Below are 15,963 nucleotides of genomic sequence, written 5' to 3' on the forward strand. Positions count from 1 at the left end.
CCATGTTGGATTGGTTGATTGTCGGCGCCGGCTTCGCTGGCAGCGTGCTCGCCGAACGAATCGCATCGCAACGGCAGGAAAGCGTCCTGCTCATCGACCGGCGAAATCACATCGGCGGCAACGCTTATGACTGTTACGACGAAGCTGGAATTCTGGTCCACCGCTATGGGCCGCATATATTCCACACCAACGCCCGATCGATCATCGACTATCTCTCGCAATTCACCGAATGGAGGCCTTACGAACATCGCGTACTGTCTTCGGTCGACGGAAAACTGCTGCCGATACCGATCAACCTCGACACGATCAATCGCCTGTACGATCTTGAATTGACGCCCGAGCAGTTGGAGGAGTTCTTCGCATCCCGGCGAGAAACGGTCGAGGAAGTCCGGACCGCCGAAGATGTGGTTGTGAGCACCGTTGGCAGGGAGCTCTACGAAAAATTCTTTCGCGGTTATACAAGGAAGCAGTGGGGTGTCGATCCGGCTCATCTAAGCAAGTCCGTGACTGCGCGGGTCCCTACGCGGATCAACCGCGATGATCGCTACTTTGGCGACACTTTCCAGAATATGCCGGCTGGCGGGTATACACGCATGTTCCAGCGCATGCTGGACAACCCAAGGATCAAGATCATGCTACAGACCGATTATCGCGAAATTCGCGACAAGATCCCTTTTCAGCGGATAATCTACACCGGGCCGATTGATGAATATTTCGACTGGAGCCTTGGTCGTCTGCCTTATCGGTCACTGCGGTTCGAGCACGTGACGCTTGATTGCGAGCAGTTTCAGCCGGTCGCCGTTGTCAATTATCCGCAGACGGAAAACTATACCCGCATTACTGAGTACAAGCATCTGACCGGTCAGCAGAGCCCGAAGACCAGCCTGACTTACGAATATCCAACCGATATCGGCGATCCCTATTATCCGGTGCCGCGGGCGGAAAACGAGGCGCTGTACAAACGCTATGAAGCACTGGCAGCGGCATGCCCCGAAGTGTGGTTCGTCGGGCGCCTGGCCACGTACCGCTACTACAATATGGATCAGGTTGTCGGTCAGGCTCTGGCAACGTTCGCGCGCATTCAACAGAGCCTGCCGGCAAACGGCACCGTTCAGATGCTTACGCAGCGGACGATGCTCGGCCAACATTCGGAGCAGTTCCCCACCTACTGACGTGGCCCGCCCTTTCTTCGACCGCTACGAAACACGTTCCGCGAACAATGTGCGCTGGCGCTCCAATTCATTTGCAACCGGCTGGCTAATACTGCGCGAACCGTCGGCATGAATCGTGGAGAACAAGCCGACTTCCGCGTGGCGCGAATTGTCCCAGCCGGGATACGCGGTCACCGGGTACAGACATATACCCTGAACCGGGGCACCACGGCTCATTGCGTCACGGACCTCATCGCAAACATAATGGAGCCATGCCGGCCGGCCTGATCCTTCAGCGCCTGTCTCGGCGATGAACATGGGTTTTCTGTAGCGCTCTGCGACTTCGACCAACATGTCGGAAAGCGCCCGATATTCGTGGTGGCCCATCGGTATCGTTGGCCCTCGAAAGTACCATTGGTTGTGCGGATAAAAGTTAAGTCCGATGACGTCGACACAGTCCTCGCTGCCGCCCAATTCGGGCTCGGCACGGCCCGTCAGCATGTCATAGGCTTCAAACTGGCCCTGACGAACATTTTCCGCGCGCCGCTGCTCGGCACGACTACGGTCACGGGGCGCAACATGGATTAGCGGTTCAGCCCATATGAACCGGCAATCAGGTTCGGCTTCGCGCATTGCCCTGACGCCCGCAACCGCTGCCCTCACAAGCTGTCGCTTGAACCATCCCCGCTTCTTCGGCCCCACGCGTGGGAAATAGCCGACCTCTATCGCCCATGCGAAAAATGAGATCTCATTGATCGGGCACACCAAGGGAGCTACTCCTATGACGGAGCGATGGACCCGGACAGCTTCAGCGGCGAAGCGGACATAGGCTTCTATAAAGTCTGGGGCGCCTTGGTCTACGTGATCTGGTGAGCCATAGTGGAAGATATCCCAGACGACCTGCACCCCCGCCGCGTGGGCTGCTTCGATCATTGATATCCAACCCGACCAGTCGAAGATCCCTGGCCCTGTTTCAATCAGGTGCCAGCGCAAGCCGTCGCGGATCGTGCGAAGCCCAAGGGCAGCACAGCTGCGATAGTCGCCGAGAGCGTGTTTGTCGTGTGCGGTTGCGCGAATCAAATCGAGGCGCACTCCGTCGCCGCGCCGATGCGAGGAACACTCGAAGCCAGCCATGAAGAAGCTGGCAAACTTGGACGGATATTCGCCCGGCGGACGCGCCGGCTCGTTGCTCATACGTGCGACCCGTCGGCCAAGGCTCGCGCCAGCGCTCCCGCTAGGCGATCGACCGTTGCTAGGCTATCGACCATTGCCAGTTTCGACCCCCACCGCAATTTCATTCGGGCCGCCATCATGTCGCCTCTGAGTGGTACGGGGTGCAAGCGTCGAATGTTGACCAAGCGAGCGCGAGCGGAGCCGGAGGCGCAATCTCCCCACATTGCGTACCGAACTTTGCTTGCGGCCGTGAGGTTCCCCTTCGGTTGAAATATTTCTGGTTGGGCGGGCGACCCGGACGCCAAGTCGGCGGCAGAGGCCAGGAATGCGCCAAACATGATAATGCGCCAGACATGATTATGAACCCACGCCCTCGCCGCCCTGTTCCGCCCTCATTTTGCAGCGGCAAGCGGCGCCTTCTTGGCCGGGCGCGGCCGGCGGCGCATGCGGCGCTTGGCAGCGACCTTCAGGGCAACCGGTGGATCGCTCGACAACGCGCCAAGAACGGCGTCAACCATGCCGTACGCAACAAAATCGGCGTTGATGTCATCGGCCAATTCGACGGCTCTCTTTTTGTCATTGCCGTCCTTCGACCAGAACACGATGCCTACCCGCAGCGCCGACTTGGCACGTTTCAGCCGACGAACCAGGAAACGGGCGTGCTTGACGGAATCGCGGTTCAGGAATCCGACCACAACGGTGTCGACAGCGTCGAGCTCGAGCCGGCGAATGCTCGCCGGATCCATATCGGCAAAGCTCGCCTTCGAGACCGTCGCCCCTTGGACTTCGAGCACCTGCGCCAGCATGGCGGCGGCAGCATCGTCAAGTTCGCCGCGGCCGCCGGCACACAGCACCGGCATGTCCGCGCCATCCGGCAGCTCAATATCGTCCGCGCCCTCCCCTTGAGCCTGCTTGTCCTCGTCCGCCGTGGCAGGCTCGGCCGTAGCCGGATCATCGTCCTCCGTTTCCTCCCGTGCGCTGTCCTCAAGGTTCGTCACCAACATCTGCGCACTGGCCGCCACCTGCCGTCTTTGCTCATCGCCCATGACGCCCCGCACGCGATCCTGTTCGCCGAGCAGCAGTGCGGGAATGGCGACCTTGTCATAGAATTCGAACAGATATTTTTCCTCCAGGAACTCCTCGGCGTGGTCAGTGGCTTCTTCCGGGTCGCCGGCCAGCAGGCGCTGGTAGAGTCGGGCATGTAGCTCGAGCACGGGTTCGTTGCCGAACAGAACGTCGAGGAATTCGAACTGCGGCACGTGCCTGCCGAGCACGACGAGACAGACCGTGAGCGGTGTCGACAGAACCAGGCCCAGCGGACCCCAGAGCCAGGTCCAGAAGATAGCCGCAACGATGATGGCCAATGGTGAAAGCCCCGTTCGTGAACCGTAGAGCCATGGTTCGACGACGTTGCCGGTTATCATTTCCATGGCCACGAACAGCCCGGCGGTCCACAGCACGAGCGACCAGCCAGGAGCCACGGCAAGCGCCAGGAGCAGAGGCAGCAGCGCACCAATGATCGGGCCGATATAGGGAACAAAGCGCAGCGCCAGCGCCAGCAATCCCCACAGCAGTGCATTGGGTATGCCCAGCACCCAAAGCCCTGCTGTAATCGGTATGGCATAAAGGATATTCACGACCAATTGCATAAGAAGATAGCGGCCGACCCGCTTGCCGGCATCCTGGAGCGCCTCGGTGGTCCGATGAAGATCGCCGTAGCCCACGAGGCGTATGAAACGGTCGCGCAGGTCCTCGCGCTCGAGCAGCATGAAGATGACGACGACGATGATCAGGCCGGCCGATGCCAGCGGGCTGATCAGCGGGCCGATCAGGTTCTGGAGAACCTGGAGCGGCCTTTCGCGCGCGATGATCTCGACAGGCACCGGCTCGCGCTCTGGCTCACCTGCGGTAGGCGGTGAGGTTTCCTGCCGGTCGAGTTCCTGACCAATGCGTTCGATCACGCCACTCAGCCTGGCGATGATGCCTCCGCCGACGCCGGTCTCCTTCAGGGATCGGACCTTGGTCAGGATATTCGACTGGTAAAGCGGGATATTCTGCGCCAGTTCGCTCACCTGCGTGGCGACAATGAAGGAGAACAGCGCGAGGACCGTGAATGCACTCAGCACGCTGGCGATAACGGCCGGGAGACGGGGAAGGCCGACTCGCTTGAGTGCCGAAACCATGGGCGCCAGCGCAAAGGTAAGCAGCAGAGCGATTGCGATCGGCAGGAAAACCTCGCGCCCGAAATACAGGGCCGCAACCGCCGTCACGACTGTCGCGACGGTGGGCAGTGACATGCGCGGGAGGGTTCTGGCAGAGGAAACAACGCCCATCACCCCAGGCTCGGCGGGGTGCATGCCGTTTCGACGATTGGCCGCCACTTGATACCTCCGCCCTGCCATAGCCATGATCAGGCATATTGAGCCGGCGTGCAACTTTCGCTTCTTCGCGCCGGCGAGTTCGAAGACGCGAGCGGCAGGGGCGGGCGCTTGGCGGCCCAACCGGACAGCCGGACGGTCGCTTTGGTCGCCGGACACAACAACTGACGTAGTGATCGGTTCCGCACAGGCAGAAGACGGGCTCCAGCCTAGCCCGAATGGCTCAGCCAATGACGGTCGAACACGTCGAGAATGGCGCGGAATTCGGCCGGTGGGATCTGGCTGGCACCGCCGTCCTTGCTGTCTGCCACGAGGAATTGCGCCAGCTGCCGGTCGACCATTTCCGGCTGCTCAATTGCCACGCCGAGCGAAGCCAGATCCTCGGCGATTGACCCGTCGGGCGGGAGATATCCGCCCCATCCCTGGGGCGCCGGATTGCGCAAGCGGATCATCAGGATCCTGGTCAGGGACGGCTGCGGCTCCGGGCCGATGATGGTGGTGCCGCACAGATAGCCGCCAAGCACGCTTCCGGGCCGCGAGTGCGGAAACAGGCAGAGGAAGAATTGGGCTTCGCCGCTGGTTTCCTTCAGATGCGCATAAAGGCCGCGTTTTGCCGACGTCATCAGCCCACCGAGCAGCAGCTGCCCGGTCGGCAATGCCTCGCGATAGGCGACAGTCAGGCCGTGCGCACCCGGCCCGGCCTCAATCGACAGGCTGCCCCTGATCAACTGGCCGCGATAATAGGGCGACAAGGCGCGCGAATAACATGCATAGGTTCCGGCAAGGGCCAATCCAAGGCTTCGCTCTTCATGCCCGGACGCCGTCTCGAACTGCGCGCCGACGCGGCGTTCCAGTTCGGCCCTCTCGATGCCGTGGCGGGCGCAGATTGCCGCCGTGAAGCCTGGCAGGTCGCTCTCTGCGATCCAGGCGCCGGGCTGCTCCAGCTTGAGAAGCTTCGACCAGTCGTCGTAGACGCTGAGCTCGCGTGGCTGGGCGCGGCCCTGCAGCCATTTGTCGGCACGGCCGAGATCGAACGCCGTCTTCGGGTTGACGCCTCGGAACGCCGCCGCCAAATCCTTGCGAGCGACGGTTCCCAGCAGGGCCGCAGTCAACCGTAATTTCTGCGCAATATGCTGTGCCATCCCCACCCGCCCCTTATGCCACCGCGAGGCATAACATGTGCCAGCACTTGCTCCCACCGCATTCATTGCGAGGCGGACCTCTCCTAAAGTCCATATTGCAGGAAATCCGTAGAATTCCACGCCACTCCACGCGCCTGCCCTTTTCGCCCCGCCGGGCGGCCCTAAGGTCTCGCGCAGGGCAAGGGCAAGTTATGAAACTCACGCTATCTAGGCTTGAATACCAACCCCCTTCCTCAGTCATTTGAACGACGGCGAAGCCGAGCTCTCGCAACCACCACAAACCAGCGTAGATGCCGCCTCAACAAGGAAGGAATAATTCGATGTCCTGGATTGCCTCCCCCAAAATCCATTTCACCGCGGTTGCGGCTGGATCCGCCGCACTGCTGCTGCTGACGTTCGGGCCGGATGGACCGTCGCGTGCTGCTGCCGGCTCGCGCGCGGCAGCGACATATGGCAAGGCGGCTCCTGCGTCGCCGGCTATCGAGCCGACGCGCATTGAAGTCGACGGCGGCGCGCACGTGATACGCTTTTACATCGACGGCAAGCAGGTCGCCCTGCTGGACTCGACCGGCTTCAAGGATTGAACTTACGGCCGGCGCGGCTGCGTAAGCCTAACTCGCGCCCGTTCCTTGCAGCCGCGCTTTTCCACAAGCCATATTCCAGGAATTCCGGAGAATTCCACGCCTTTCCACACAGCAGCGGTGTTCGGGCCGGCGGCTGGGGTTAACGTTACGTTAACCATTGAGGGACGCCGTCATGAAACTTGCCCTGTCTGCACTTCTCGCCGTGCTCGCACTTTCGCAAACCGTGGAGGCTAAAACGAAAGTCGTTGCGACAGATGCGAAAGCGGCCACAGCCGAGAAAACCCGGCCGCCGCTCGACAATAAGTCCACCGGCGGGATCAACGCCTCGTCCGGTGCGATGGCAGCGCCGGCTGACAAAAATGCGTCCAGTCCGTATCCGCCGGCGATCTATTTCGATTTCTAGAGTTTCATCCATCCCCTAATGGATGGGCTCTTTTTTTATTCGACCGCTCTACGCTTGCGGTGCCCTGGATTCATAGGCTCTGGGATCGACAGGCCCCGCGATCGACAAGCTTGGCGGCGGCGCGCCAGGCCGTGTTCCGTTCGCCCCGGCCTCAGCCGACCCTGACGACGAAATGCTTCGTCACCGGCTCGATGATCTTCCACGTTCCCTTGAAATCGGCCTCGACCACGAAGGCATCGCCGGGACCGACTTCGACGGGCGCGCCGCCATCGGGCGTGATGACGATACGGCCCGATATCATGTGCACGAATTCATAGTCGCTGTAGGTTGCGTGGTAGGTGCCGGGGGTGGCGTGCCAGGTTCCCGACATGACCTTGCCGTCCGCTGTGGTGTGCTGGACGGCGGTCTTCATGGTTGGGTTACCGTCGACCACGACCCAGCCTGCGAGATCGCCCGCCTCGGCGCTTTCGACCGCGCCGAATTTGAGGATGGTCTTCTCTGTCATGGTCGGGCTCCGTCTGGGACTGTGCCGGCATTGGCTGCCGGTCAATAGCCGAAGCACCTTCATGAGCAACGCGGGTGCCCGGCACGCTTACGAACAAGCCATGGCACGGTTTGCCGCGTGCCGCTACGCTTGCCTTGCGCTCATCCTCCCGAGCTTGCAGGCCGAAGTCTCCGGGACCGGCGCTTCTGAATTGCGCAGGCCGATGCCGGCATTGACACACCCAGCAGCCCGTGACCGCCGCTCGCCGGGACCACTCCTTGAAAGCCGTCGAAAGTATGATATATCAATGACTAAGCGTGCGTTGCACGCGACGTAGTGCTTTGGTCAAGCTTCATCTGTGGAGGTTGTCATGGCAAACGATCTGATGGAAGGAAAGAAGCCCCAGGATTGGATCAATCTGGTCCTTGCGGCATGCCTGTTCATCTCACCCTGGGTCATCGGCTTCGCTGCTGAAACCGCTCCTGCGTGGAACGCCTGGATTGCCGCAGTCGTGCTCGGCGCCCTGGCTCTCGCGGCGCTTTCGGTATTCGCCGAATGGGAAGAGTGGGTGAACCTTGTCGTCGGGCTCTGGCTGATCGCCTCGCCCTGGCTGCTCGGCTTCATGGCGAACGCCAACGCGATGGCGACCCATGTTGTCCTCGGCGTGCTGGTGGTTGCGGCATCTGCCTGGGCGGTCTGGGACTCCCGTCATCATCCGCCAGCGCATGCGTGATCGGTGATGACCAAGTGGAGAGCCCGGCGCGCGAGCGGCGGGCTCTTCTAAAGCCTAAGATCCGTACACGGGCCCGCTAGCCGGGCCAATTATCTTCGTTGTGCTCAAAAACTACCCGCCGCGCCTGGCACTGATGGCAGCGCCGCCGTGGCGCTTGCTGGTCTAGTCGCCGACAAGCTGACCACGCCGCACTCCGCGAACTTCCACTTATGTTGCACTGCGTTAGATTTGTTGCGTTGCAATATCGGCGCATCGCGTCGAGTTTTCACAACGGGCGGCTTTTCAACGACTACACGAGGTTTTGCGTGTCGGCATCATTTCGGCCTGACATCGAAGGGCTGCGCGCGCTGGCGGTGGCGGGCGTCGTCGCCTTCCATTTTGGTCTCTCCGGCCTGCCCGGCGGCTTTGCCGGCGTCGACATCTTCTTCGTCATCTCGGGCTATCTGATCACCCGGCACCTGGTTACGGAATAACCGAAACCGGGCGGCTGAACCTCCGGCGCTTCTACGCCCGGCGCGCCCGGCGCCTGTTGCCGGCGGTGCTGTTCGTCATCCTCGCCACGCTATTCGCGGGTTATTTCATCCTGTCGCCGGAGGAGCAGGCGCTCTATTCGAAAGGCGCCATGTTCGCCTCCGCCTACATGATCAACCTCTGGCTGATCCGCTGGTCGTTCGACTATTTCGCCGCCGACGCCACCAACAACCCGTTCATCCACTTCTGGTCGCTCTCGGTCGAGGAACAGTTCTATCTCGTATGGCCGGCGCTGCTTCTGCTGGCGGCATGGCTGCGCCCGGGCAAGCGCACGGCGATCCTGGTGATCGGCCTCGCCGGCGCGGTGTCGTTCGTCGTCTGCGCCTGGCTCACCACCGTGGCGCAGCCCTGGGCCTTCTACTTCTCGCCGCTCAGGGCCTGGGAATTCGCCGCCGGCGGCCTCGCGACGATGGCGCCGGCAAAGATCTGGCGCGACCGGCCGCTGCTGGCCACACTCCAGGCATGCCTCGGCTTGGCGCTGATCGCCTGGGCCTATCTGATGTTGGACGAAGACTCGCCCTTTCCCGGGGTGAATGCGCTGTGGCCGGTTGCCGGTACCGTGCTGCTGCTGCTCAGCGGCAGCGGCGGCCGCAACCTGCCAAGCGCCGTGCTGGCGCTGGCGCCCCTACAGTGGCTCGGCAGGCTTTCCTATTCGCTTTATCTCTGGCACTGGCCGGTCATCGTCTATGCCGCGATGATGGTCCCCAACCTGTCCATCCTCGACCGCTTTGCCTGCGCGGCGTTGACGCTGGTTTTGTCGATGTTCACCTATCATTTGATCGAGAACCCGATCCGCCGCAACGGCTGGCTGATGGCCGGGGCAGTTCGGGCGCTGGTGCCCGCCGTCGCGCTGACCGGCGCCGGCGTGGTCGCGGCCTACGGCAATGCGCGCTTTGCCGAGCACAATCTCAGCCCTGAACAGCACGTCATCGCCGACAGCGCCGCCCAGCCCTCCACGGTGCGCGCGAGCGATGGCGGCTGCGTGCTCGATTTCGAGACCGTCAAGCCGAAACCCTGCATGTTCGGCCGCAAGGATGCCCAGCGTTCGGTCGTGCTGTTCGGCGACTCGCTGCCGACCATTGGTCGACGCCGCTGATCAACGCGGCCGAGAAGAACAACTTTCGCGTCGTCACTTTTCTCAATCGTCCTGCCGGGCTTCGCGGATAACGACCTGGAACTGGCGGCTGAAGCGCGACTATACCGAGTGCGACCAGTGGCGCGAGCAGTCGGTCAAAGACATCATCGCGCTCAATCCGCAACTGGTGGTGATCTCGAAATTCTCGATCGGCAATGTGATGAAGGAATCGCCCGAGGAATTGAAGCACGCCGATTGGCAAGAGCAGTGGCGGACGGGCCTCACGTGGACGCTTCGGGCGTTCAGCCAGGCCGGCATCAAGGTCGCGGTCATCAGGGACGTGCCCTACAATGCAAGCTACGCCGACAAATGCGTGGCGCGGGCGCTGTGGCGGGGCCAGACGCCCGCGGCATGCGACACGCCGAGGATCATGGCGGCAAATGACGACATCGCCATGATCGAGCGCGATATCGTGCGCTCGACGCCGAACGCCAGCTACATCGACATGACCGATCGCTTTTGCGACCAGACCACCTGCCATGTCTTCATCGACGGCAAGCTGGCCTTCCGCGATCGCCATCATTTGGCGACGCCCTTTGCGCAAACGCTGGAGCCGCCCGTCGAGCGCGCGCTGTTCTCGACGGGGGCGGCGCAGAAGTAAGGGCGCAAGACGCGCCTTTCACCCGCTGTCAGTGCAAGCCAAATTCGCGCAGCAGTTCTTCGCGATAGCGCACGAACCGGCTTTCGCTGCGATCGCGGGGGCGCGGCAGTTCAACCTCGACCAGCCGTGCTGTGCCGCCCTTCTCCCTGGGCAGGATCAGCACCCTGTCCGCAAGATAGATTGCTTCTTCCAAATCATGGGTGACCATGACCATGGTGACGTTCTCCTCGCTCCAGATGCGCGCCAGTTCCTCCTGCATGCCGATCTTGGTCATGGCGTCGAGCGCGCCCAGCGGCTCGTCGAGCAGCAGGATTTCAGGCTGCACGGTCAAGGCCCGGGCGATGCCGACGCGCTGCGCCATGCCGCCCGAAAGCTGACTGGGATAGGCATCGCTGAATTCCGCCAGGCCGACGAGCGCGGTATAGAAGCGGGCCTTGTCCTCGGCCTCCGCCTTGGGCACGCCCCGCACTTCGAGGCCAAAGGCGACATTGCCGAGTACTGTCAGCCAGGGCAGCAGGCGCGGTTCCTGGAAAATCATCGCGCGTTCGGCGCCGACGCCATGGACCGGCCTGCCGTCGATCGCGACACCGCCGCTGTCGGCGGTCTCCAGCCCGGCAAGAATGCGCAGCAGCGTGGTCTTGCCCGATCCGCTGGCGCCGACGATGACGAGACATTCGCCGGAGCGGATATCGAGGTTGAGAGCCCTCAGCACGGCAAGCGCGCGCCCGCCGAGGCTGAAGGATTTGGAGAGGTCGCGTATCGTGACCTCGCCGCCGCTTCTGGTGGCCATGGCCCATCTCCCGGTCAGTTGGTTTTCGTTTCGCCGCGCCGGTAAAGGATGTCAGCGGCTTTCAGCCTGCCCTTGGGCAGGCGGCCGTCGCGCTCGAGCACGCTGACCCAGAAATCGATGTCGCGGTCGTCAGCCTTGGCCCCTTCGCGCAGGCCAAAGCCTGTCCAGTAGCGCGCCAGCTCGCCATTTTCGCTGCGTTTATCGAGGATCTCCGCGAGCACCTTGCGCGCCTCGTCCGGGTTCTGGCGCGACCAGTCGGCGGCGCGGGCCGACTGTTCGATGAAATTGCGGGCGCCATCCGGATGCGCCGTGATGAAGTCGCGCCGCAGGACAATGAAGCCGCCGGCCAGTTCGCCCAGCACGTCGGTGTCGTTGAACACGCCGCGCACGCCGCCCTTGTCCACCAGCGCGCCGGCGAACGTCGCCTGCCAATAGCCCAGTGCCGCGATATCGACCTGGCGCGACCGCAAGGTCTGTTCAAGCTGCGGCCCGGGCACCACGACGAGGTTGGCGGCATCCGGCGGCAGGCCGACGCCGTGCAGCGCCTCGCGCACGGTGTAGTCGAGATGGGCGCCGAGCGTGTTGACCGCAATGGTCTTGCCGGCGATGTCGGCAATCGATTTGATTGGACTGTCTTCCAGCACGTAGAAGACGCTCCGCACTTGCCCGTTGATGCCGTTGCTTGGATAGGCGGCGACGAAGTCGTTGCCGCCGGAGATGGAATTGATCACCGCAGCGGTTGCGGCCGAGCCGAGATCGACGCTGCCGGAGGCGAGCGCAAACAGCGATTCCGGACCGCCGCTGGAGTAGCCGACATTCTCGAGCTTGACGCCGACGTCCCTGAAATAGCCGAGCTCGTCCGCCAGCTCATGCGGCGAGATGCTGCCACGGCTGGCGAGGTAGCGCAATGTGGCCGGCGCGGCTTGCGCAACAGCGAAGCGAGGCAGGCCGGTGGCGATGATGCCGGCGGCAAAGGGAGCGCCCGCAAGCAGAGAACGGCGAGTGATTGGCATGGTCCGGTCTTTCCTGTTGGAGAGGATAGGGAGAGGATGGTGAAGGCTGCTCAGTCGAGGGGATTGCTCCAGCGGCACAGCCGCCGCTGCAGGCTGACCAGTGCCTGGTTGGCGATCAGGCCGAGGCCGGCGAGGATGACGATCGCCGCAAACATCAGCGGGATCTGGAAGTTGTACTGCGCGTTCATCACCTGGAAGCCGATGCCCTTGTTGGCGCCGATCATTTCGGAGGCGATCAGCAACAAGAGCGCCGTGGTCGCACTCAGCCTCAACCCGACGAAGATCGACGGGACGGCCCCCGGAAGCACGACACGGCGAAACGCGGTGAGCCGCGTGGCGCCATAGACCCGGGCCATTTCGAGCAGTTTCGGATCGACTTGCTTGACGCCGCTGATGGTGTTGAGCAGCAGCGGAAACAGCGTCGCCCAGAAGATGACGAAGACCTTTGAGGCCTCCCCCAGCCCGAGCAGCAGGATGAACACCGGGTAGAGCGCCAGCGCCGAGGTCTGCCGGAAAACCTGCAGGATCGGATCAAGCGCGGTTTCGACGGCACGCACCTGGCCCATGAACAGACCGAGCGGGATGGCAACCGCCACCGCCGCCGCGAAGGCGAGGCCGGCGCGCTGCAGGCTGATGGTGATGTCGCCAAGCAAGGTGCCGCCGGTCAGACCGTTCCACAATGCGATGACGATCGTGTCGAGCGGCGGCAATACCGCCGCGTTGACCCATCCCGCGCTGCTCGTTGCCTGCCAGATCGCGAGGAAGGCGATCAGGATGCCGTAACGGGACAGGAAGCGGACGACCGCCCGGTTGGCCAGGCGCGGAAAATCGGCGCCAAGGCTGGTTCTGCCGTCATTTGCGGGGATCGTGATCGGCCGCTCGATGTGTTGCAAACTCATCGTCTTGCCCTTCGCTTCAAGAGAATCTATTCGGCGGCCAGAACCTTCGAGCGGGCGGCGGTCCACGGATTTTCCGGCCGCCTGAGGCCGAGATTCTCGCGCAGCGTCGTGCCTTCGTAGGCGGTGCGGAACAGGCCGCGGCGCTGCAGCTCGGGGATCACCAGGTCGACGAAATCGTCGAGCGCGCCAGGCAGCCACGGCGGCAGGATGTTGAAGCCGTCTGCGGCCTCGTTGCCGAACCATTCCTCCAGCTGATCGGCGACCTGCACAGCGCTGCCGACGACGGTGTAGTGGCCGCGGGCCGTTGCCACCCACTGGTAGAGCTGGCGGATGGTGAAGTTGTGCTCGTCGGCGATCTGGCGGATCAGCGCCTGGCGGCTCTTCATGCCTTCGGTTTCCTTGCTCGGCGGCAATGGTCCGTCGAGCGGGTAACCGGTTATGTCGAGCGTCTGGCCCGCCAGCCCGTTGAGCAGGGCCACGCCATCCTCGGGCAGGATCAGCTCGTTCAGCTGCTGGTACTTGGCGCGGGCTTCCTCTTCGGTGCGGCCGACGAAGGGTGCTACGCCCGGCATGATCAGCACCTGTCCGGGATCGCGGCCGACGGCCGCCACGCGCGCCTTGATGTCGCGATAAAATTCTTGCGCCGAGGCCAGATTCTGATGGGCGGTGAAGATGACTTCAGCCGACTGGGCGGCGAGCTTGCGTCCGTCCTCCGACTGCCCGGCCTGCACCACCACCGGATGCCCCTGCACCGGGCGCGGCACATTGAGCGGGCCTTTGACGCTGAAATGCCGGCCCTTGTGGTCGATGTCGTGAAGCTTATCCTTGTCATAGAAGCGCCCCGACTTCTTGTCGCGGATGAAGGCATCGTCTTCCCAGCTGTCCCACAGCGCCTTGACCGTCTCGACATGCTCATGTGCCCGGGCATAGCGCTCGGCGTGGGCAGGCTGCGTCTCGCGATTGAAATTGCGTGCGGTCTCGTCGCCCGCCGAGGTCACGACATTCCAGCCGGCCCGGCCATTCGACAGAAGGTCGAGCGAGGCGAACTTGCGGGCGAGCGTATACGGCTCCTCATAGGTGGTGGAGGCGGTGGCGATGAAGCCCAGATGCGTGGTGAGCGGCGCCAATGCGGCGAACAGCGTCACCGGCTCGAACCCGGCGATCTTGGCATTGCCGCCTTCGCGGGCGCCGAGGCCGACGGTCAGGTTGTCGGCAAGGAAATAGGCATCGAACAGGCCGCGCTCAGCAGTCAGCGCGAGCTGCCTGTGGAACTCGAAATTCGTCGCGCCGTCGGCCGGCGCGTCAGGATGGCGCCAGGCTGCGATATGCTGTCCGCCACCGGGCAGGAAAGCACCAAGCTTGATCTGCCTGGACTTGCTGGGTCTGGTCATTGCGGGTTCCTTCTGAGCTATGCGGAAAGGGAATCGAGGGTCACTGGCCGGTGTTCAGGCGGCAAGGCCGACGCTGCGTGGCACCGCCCGGCATGCTTCGGCGACCGCTTGCCTGGCACGAGCATGGATGGCTTCGGACACCAGCAGGCCGTTGGCGAAGTCCTTGTCGGAGGCGTAGATCGCGGTCGGCAGGGTCAGCGCCTCGAAGAAGCCGAACAGCGGCCGCAGCTGATGTTCGACCACAAGAGAATGACGATCGCCGCCGCCGGTTGCAGCGAGGATGACCGGCTTTCCCCTCAGGGATGACGGGTCGAGCAGGTCGAAGAAATGCTTGAAAAGCCCGGTGTAGCTGCCTTTGAAAGTCGGCGAGCCAATCACCAGGACATCGGCGCCCAGCAATCGCTCGACGATGTTCCTGGCCGACGGATCCAGATCGCCGATGCGCCGTGCCAGCGGGAAGGACTGACCGAGATCCTCGATGTCGAAAACGGTCGAGGCCGCACCGGTGCTGCTCGCCAGCTCCGCGACGATGTGGCTGATGAACGCCTTGGTCTTCGACGGACGGGTCAGGTTGCCTGACAGCCCCACCACCAGCTTTTTCGACATTTTGGGCTCCTCGCAAAGCGCTTGTGTGGATTAACTTTAGTAAGTTTATAGAGATTAGTGAGAAAGAAGATTTCAAAACGAGCCCCCCAGCCGGATTGAGTTTGCGGCACATCGCCATCGATTGGTTCTTTCGACGCGAAATGCGAACGGCGAGTTTGGCAAGGCGCCTTGACCGCATTCCGGCCATGCGTTGATGATCTCAGCGCACCAAAGCCATCGGCCCGGGGGGATTCGCATGAAAACAGCCGTTCTGACGTATCTGCTCCTGGCCTGTTTGCTGGCATCGCCGGCACAGGCGGGATGGAAGCCGGTCGAAAAGGTGGAGACCTACGCCGTTTCAGGGCAGACCGGACCCCAGCTCCATGCCTCGATGGGCGAGCGCGGGCCGATGATCGGCAAGGCCAAGGTCCGCGCCATGGCCTACACCAATTTCAATCTGACCTGGGTCAGGGACTATCAGCGACAAGGCAATGCCTGCGTGCTGATGTCGGCGCGGCCGAAGCTCATCATAACCTACACCTTGCCCAAAACGTCCGGGCCGGTGCCGGCCGCCGTGCAGAAGAGTTGGGACGTTTTCGCCGCTGGCCTCGCCGCCCACGAAAAGGTACATGGCGACATCATCGTCGACATGGTCCGCAAGATCGAGACGGCCACCATCGGCCTGTCCGTCCCCGACGATCCCGGCTGCAGCAAGATCAGGACCGAAATGACCAGGCGGCTTGCCGAACTTTCCCAGGCGCAGCGGCAGGCAAGCCGCGATTTCGACCGGGTAGAATTCGCCCCGCGCGGCAATCTGCAGCAGCTCATCGTCGCTTTGCTGATGGGGCGGTAGCGGGGTGGAAACCACGGCAAAGCTGGCGAAGGCGTTGATGACGGCCCATAAACCCCAATTAGCGGGGCCTAGGCCCCAAAACCACAAACAGCCAAAAAAGCAAGACACGGTGCCGTA

Annotated in this window: 17 protein-coding genes; 8 read left to right on the forward strand and 9 right to left on the reverse strand. The window is 62.7% G+C overall.

Annotated elements, in window-relative coordinates:
* The first annotated feature begins 2 nt into the window (after positions 1-2).
* Positions 3-1,172 carry a UDP-galactopyranose mutase gene (gene glf / locus NKH36_RS17330; protein ID WP_352963477.1) on the forward strand — a complete coding sequence of 390 codons (1,170 nt, stop codon included), beginning with the start codon at positions 3-5 and terminating at the stop codon, positions 1,170-1,172.
* Between the two features lie 24 nt (positions 1,173-1,196).
* On the opposite strand, the gene NKH36_RS17335 is transcribed toward glf, so the two are convergent.
* The 3 genes from NKH36_RS17335 to NKH36_RS17345 form a co-directional block, all read right to left on the reverse strand.
* The gene (locus NKH36_RS17335) at positions 1,197-2,345 is read right to left on the reverse strand and encodes a glycoside hydrolase family 1 protein (protein ID WP_352963480.1); all 1,149 of its coding nucleotides are present in this window, start codon (positions 2,343-2,345) and stop codon (positions 1,197-1,199) included.
* Positions 2,346-2,716: 371 nt separating this feature from the next.
* Positions 2,717-4,705: an AI-2E family transporter gene (locus tag NKH36_RS17340; protein ID WP_352963482.1), complete on the reverse strand. Its 1,989-nt coding sequence runs from the start codon at positions 4,703-4,705 to the stop codon at positions 2,717-2,719.
* Between the two features lie 206 nt (positions 4,706-4,911).
* Positions 4,912-5,844 (reverse strand): hypothetical protein, encoded by a 933-nt coding sequence (locus tag NKH36_RS17345; RefSeq protein WP_352963485.1) that lies wholly within the window; start codon positions 5,842-5,844, stop codon positions 4,912-4,914.
* A 320-nt stretch (positions 5,845-6,164) separates the two neighbouring features.
* Between NKH36_RS17345 and NKH36_RS17350 the strand changes: the two genes are divergently transcribed.
* Positions 6,165-6,428, forward strand: a complete 264-nt coding sequence (locus NKH36_RS17350) for a hypothetical protein (RefSeq protein WP_352963488.1) — start codon at positions 6,165-6,167, stop codon at positions 6,426-6,428.
* Positions 6,429-6,600: 172 nt separating this feature from the next.
* Complete coding sequence (locus NKH36_RS17355) at positions 6,601-6,831, forward strand: hypothetical protein (RefSeq protein ID WP_352963491.1); 231 nt, start codon at positions 6,601-6,603, stop codon at positions 6,829-6,831.
* A gap of 151 nt (positions 6,832-6,982) precedes the next feature.
* Here the strand turns inward: NKH36_RS17355 and NKH36_RS17360 are convergent, their stop codons facing one another.
* Positions 6,983-7,336, reverse strand: a complete 354-nt coding sequence (locus NKH36_RS17360) for a cupin domain-containing protein (RefSeq protein ID WP_352963494.1) — start codon at positions 7,334-7,336, stop codon at positions 6,983-6,985.
* Positions 7,337-7,685: 349 nt separating this feature from the next.
* Between NKH36_RS17360 and NKH36_RS17365 the strand changes: the two genes are divergently transcribed.
* The 4 genes from NKH36_RS17365 (at position 7,686) to NKH36_RS17380 (ending at position 10,315) form a co-directional block, all read left to right on the forward strand.
* The gene (locus NKH36_RS17365) at positions 7,686-8,048 is read left to right on the forward strand and encodes an SPW repeat protein (protein ID WP_352963496.1); all 363 of its coding nucleotides are present in this window, start codon (positions 7,686-7,688) and stop codon (positions 8,046-8,048) included.
* A gap of 305 nt (positions 8,049-8,353) precedes the next feature.
* Positions 8,354-8,521 carry an acyltransferase family protein gene (locus NKH36_RS17370; protein WP_352963499.1) on the forward strand — a complete coding sequence of 56 codons (168 nt, stop codon included), beginning with the start codon at positions 8,354-8,356 and terminating at the stop codon, positions 8,519-8,521.
* Positions 8,522-8,577: 56 nt separating this feature from the next.
* The gene (locus NKH36_RS17375) at positions 8,578-9,675 is read left to right on the forward strand and encodes an acyltransferase family protein (protein ID WP_352963501.1); all 1,098 of its coding nucleotides are present in this window, start codon (positions 8,578-8,580) and stop codon (positions 9,673-9,675) included.
* Entirely contained in the window at positions 9,659-10,315 is a 657-nt protein-coding gene (locus tag NKH36_RS17380) for an SGNH hydrolase domain-containing protein (RefSeq protein ID WP_352963505.1), read from the forward strand. The genes NKH36_RS17375 and NKH36_RS17380 overlap by 17 nt, the downstream gene beginning before the upstream one ends.
* A gap of 28 nt (positions 10,316-10,343) precedes the next feature.
* Here the strand turns inward: NKH36_RS17380 and NKH36_RS17385 are convergent, their stop codons facing one another.
* The 5 genes from NKH36_RS17385 to msuE are packed head-to-tail and all read right to left on the reverse strand — an operon-like array spanning position 10,344 to position 15,014.
* Positions 10,344-11,105, reverse strand: a complete 762-nt coding sequence (locus tag NKH36_RS17385) for an ABC transporter ATP-binding protein (RefSeq protein ID WP_352963507.1) — start codon at positions 11,103-11,105, stop codon at positions 10,344-10,346.
* 14 nt (positions 11,106-11,119) lie between these two features.
* On the reverse strand, positions 11,120-12,118 hold the full coding sequence (locus tag NKH36_RS17390; RefSeq protein ID WP_352963510.1) for an ABC transporter substrate-binding protein: 999 nt from the start codon (positions 12,116-12,118) through the stop codon (positions 11,120-11,122).
* Between the two features lie 50 nt (positions 12,119-12,168).
* Positions 12,169-13,017 (reverse strand): ABC transporter permease, encoded by an 849-nt coding sequence (locus tag NKH36_RS17395; protein ID WP_352963513.1) that lies wholly within the window; start codon positions 13,015-13,017, stop codon positions 12,169-12,171.
* Between the two features lie 26 nt (positions 13,018-13,043).
* Entirely contained in the window at positions 13,044-14,408 is a 1,365-nt protein-coding gene (locus tag NKH36_RS17400; RefSeq protein WP_352963515.1) for an LLM class flavin-dependent oxidoreductase, read from the reverse strand.
* A 54-nt stretch (positions 14,409-14,462) separates the two neighbouring features.
* Positions 14,463-15,014 carry an FMN reductase gene (msuE, locus tag NKH36_RS17405; RefSeq protein WP_352963518.1) on the reverse strand — a complete coding sequence of 184 codons (552 nt, stop codon included), beginning with the start codon at positions 15,012-15,014 and terminating at the stop codon, positions 14,463-14,465.
* Positions 15,015-15,249: 235 nt separating this feature from the next.
* On the opposite strand from msuE, the gene NKH36_RS17410 reads away from it, so the two are divergent.
* On the forward strand, positions 15,250-15,846 hold the full coding sequence (locus NKH36_RS17410; RefSeq protein WP_352963521.1) for a DUF922 domain-containing Zn-dependent protease: 597 nt from the start codon (positions 15,250-15,252) through the stop codon (positions 15,844-15,846).
* The last annotated feature ends 117 nt before the right edge of the window (positions 15,847-15,963 follow it).

Source organism: Mesorhizobium sp. M1312 (assembly GCF_040318115.1).
In the GTDB taxonomy this organism is placed as follows: Bacteria; Pseudomonadota; Alphaproteobacteria; order Rhizobiales; family Rhizobiaceae; genus Mesorhizobium.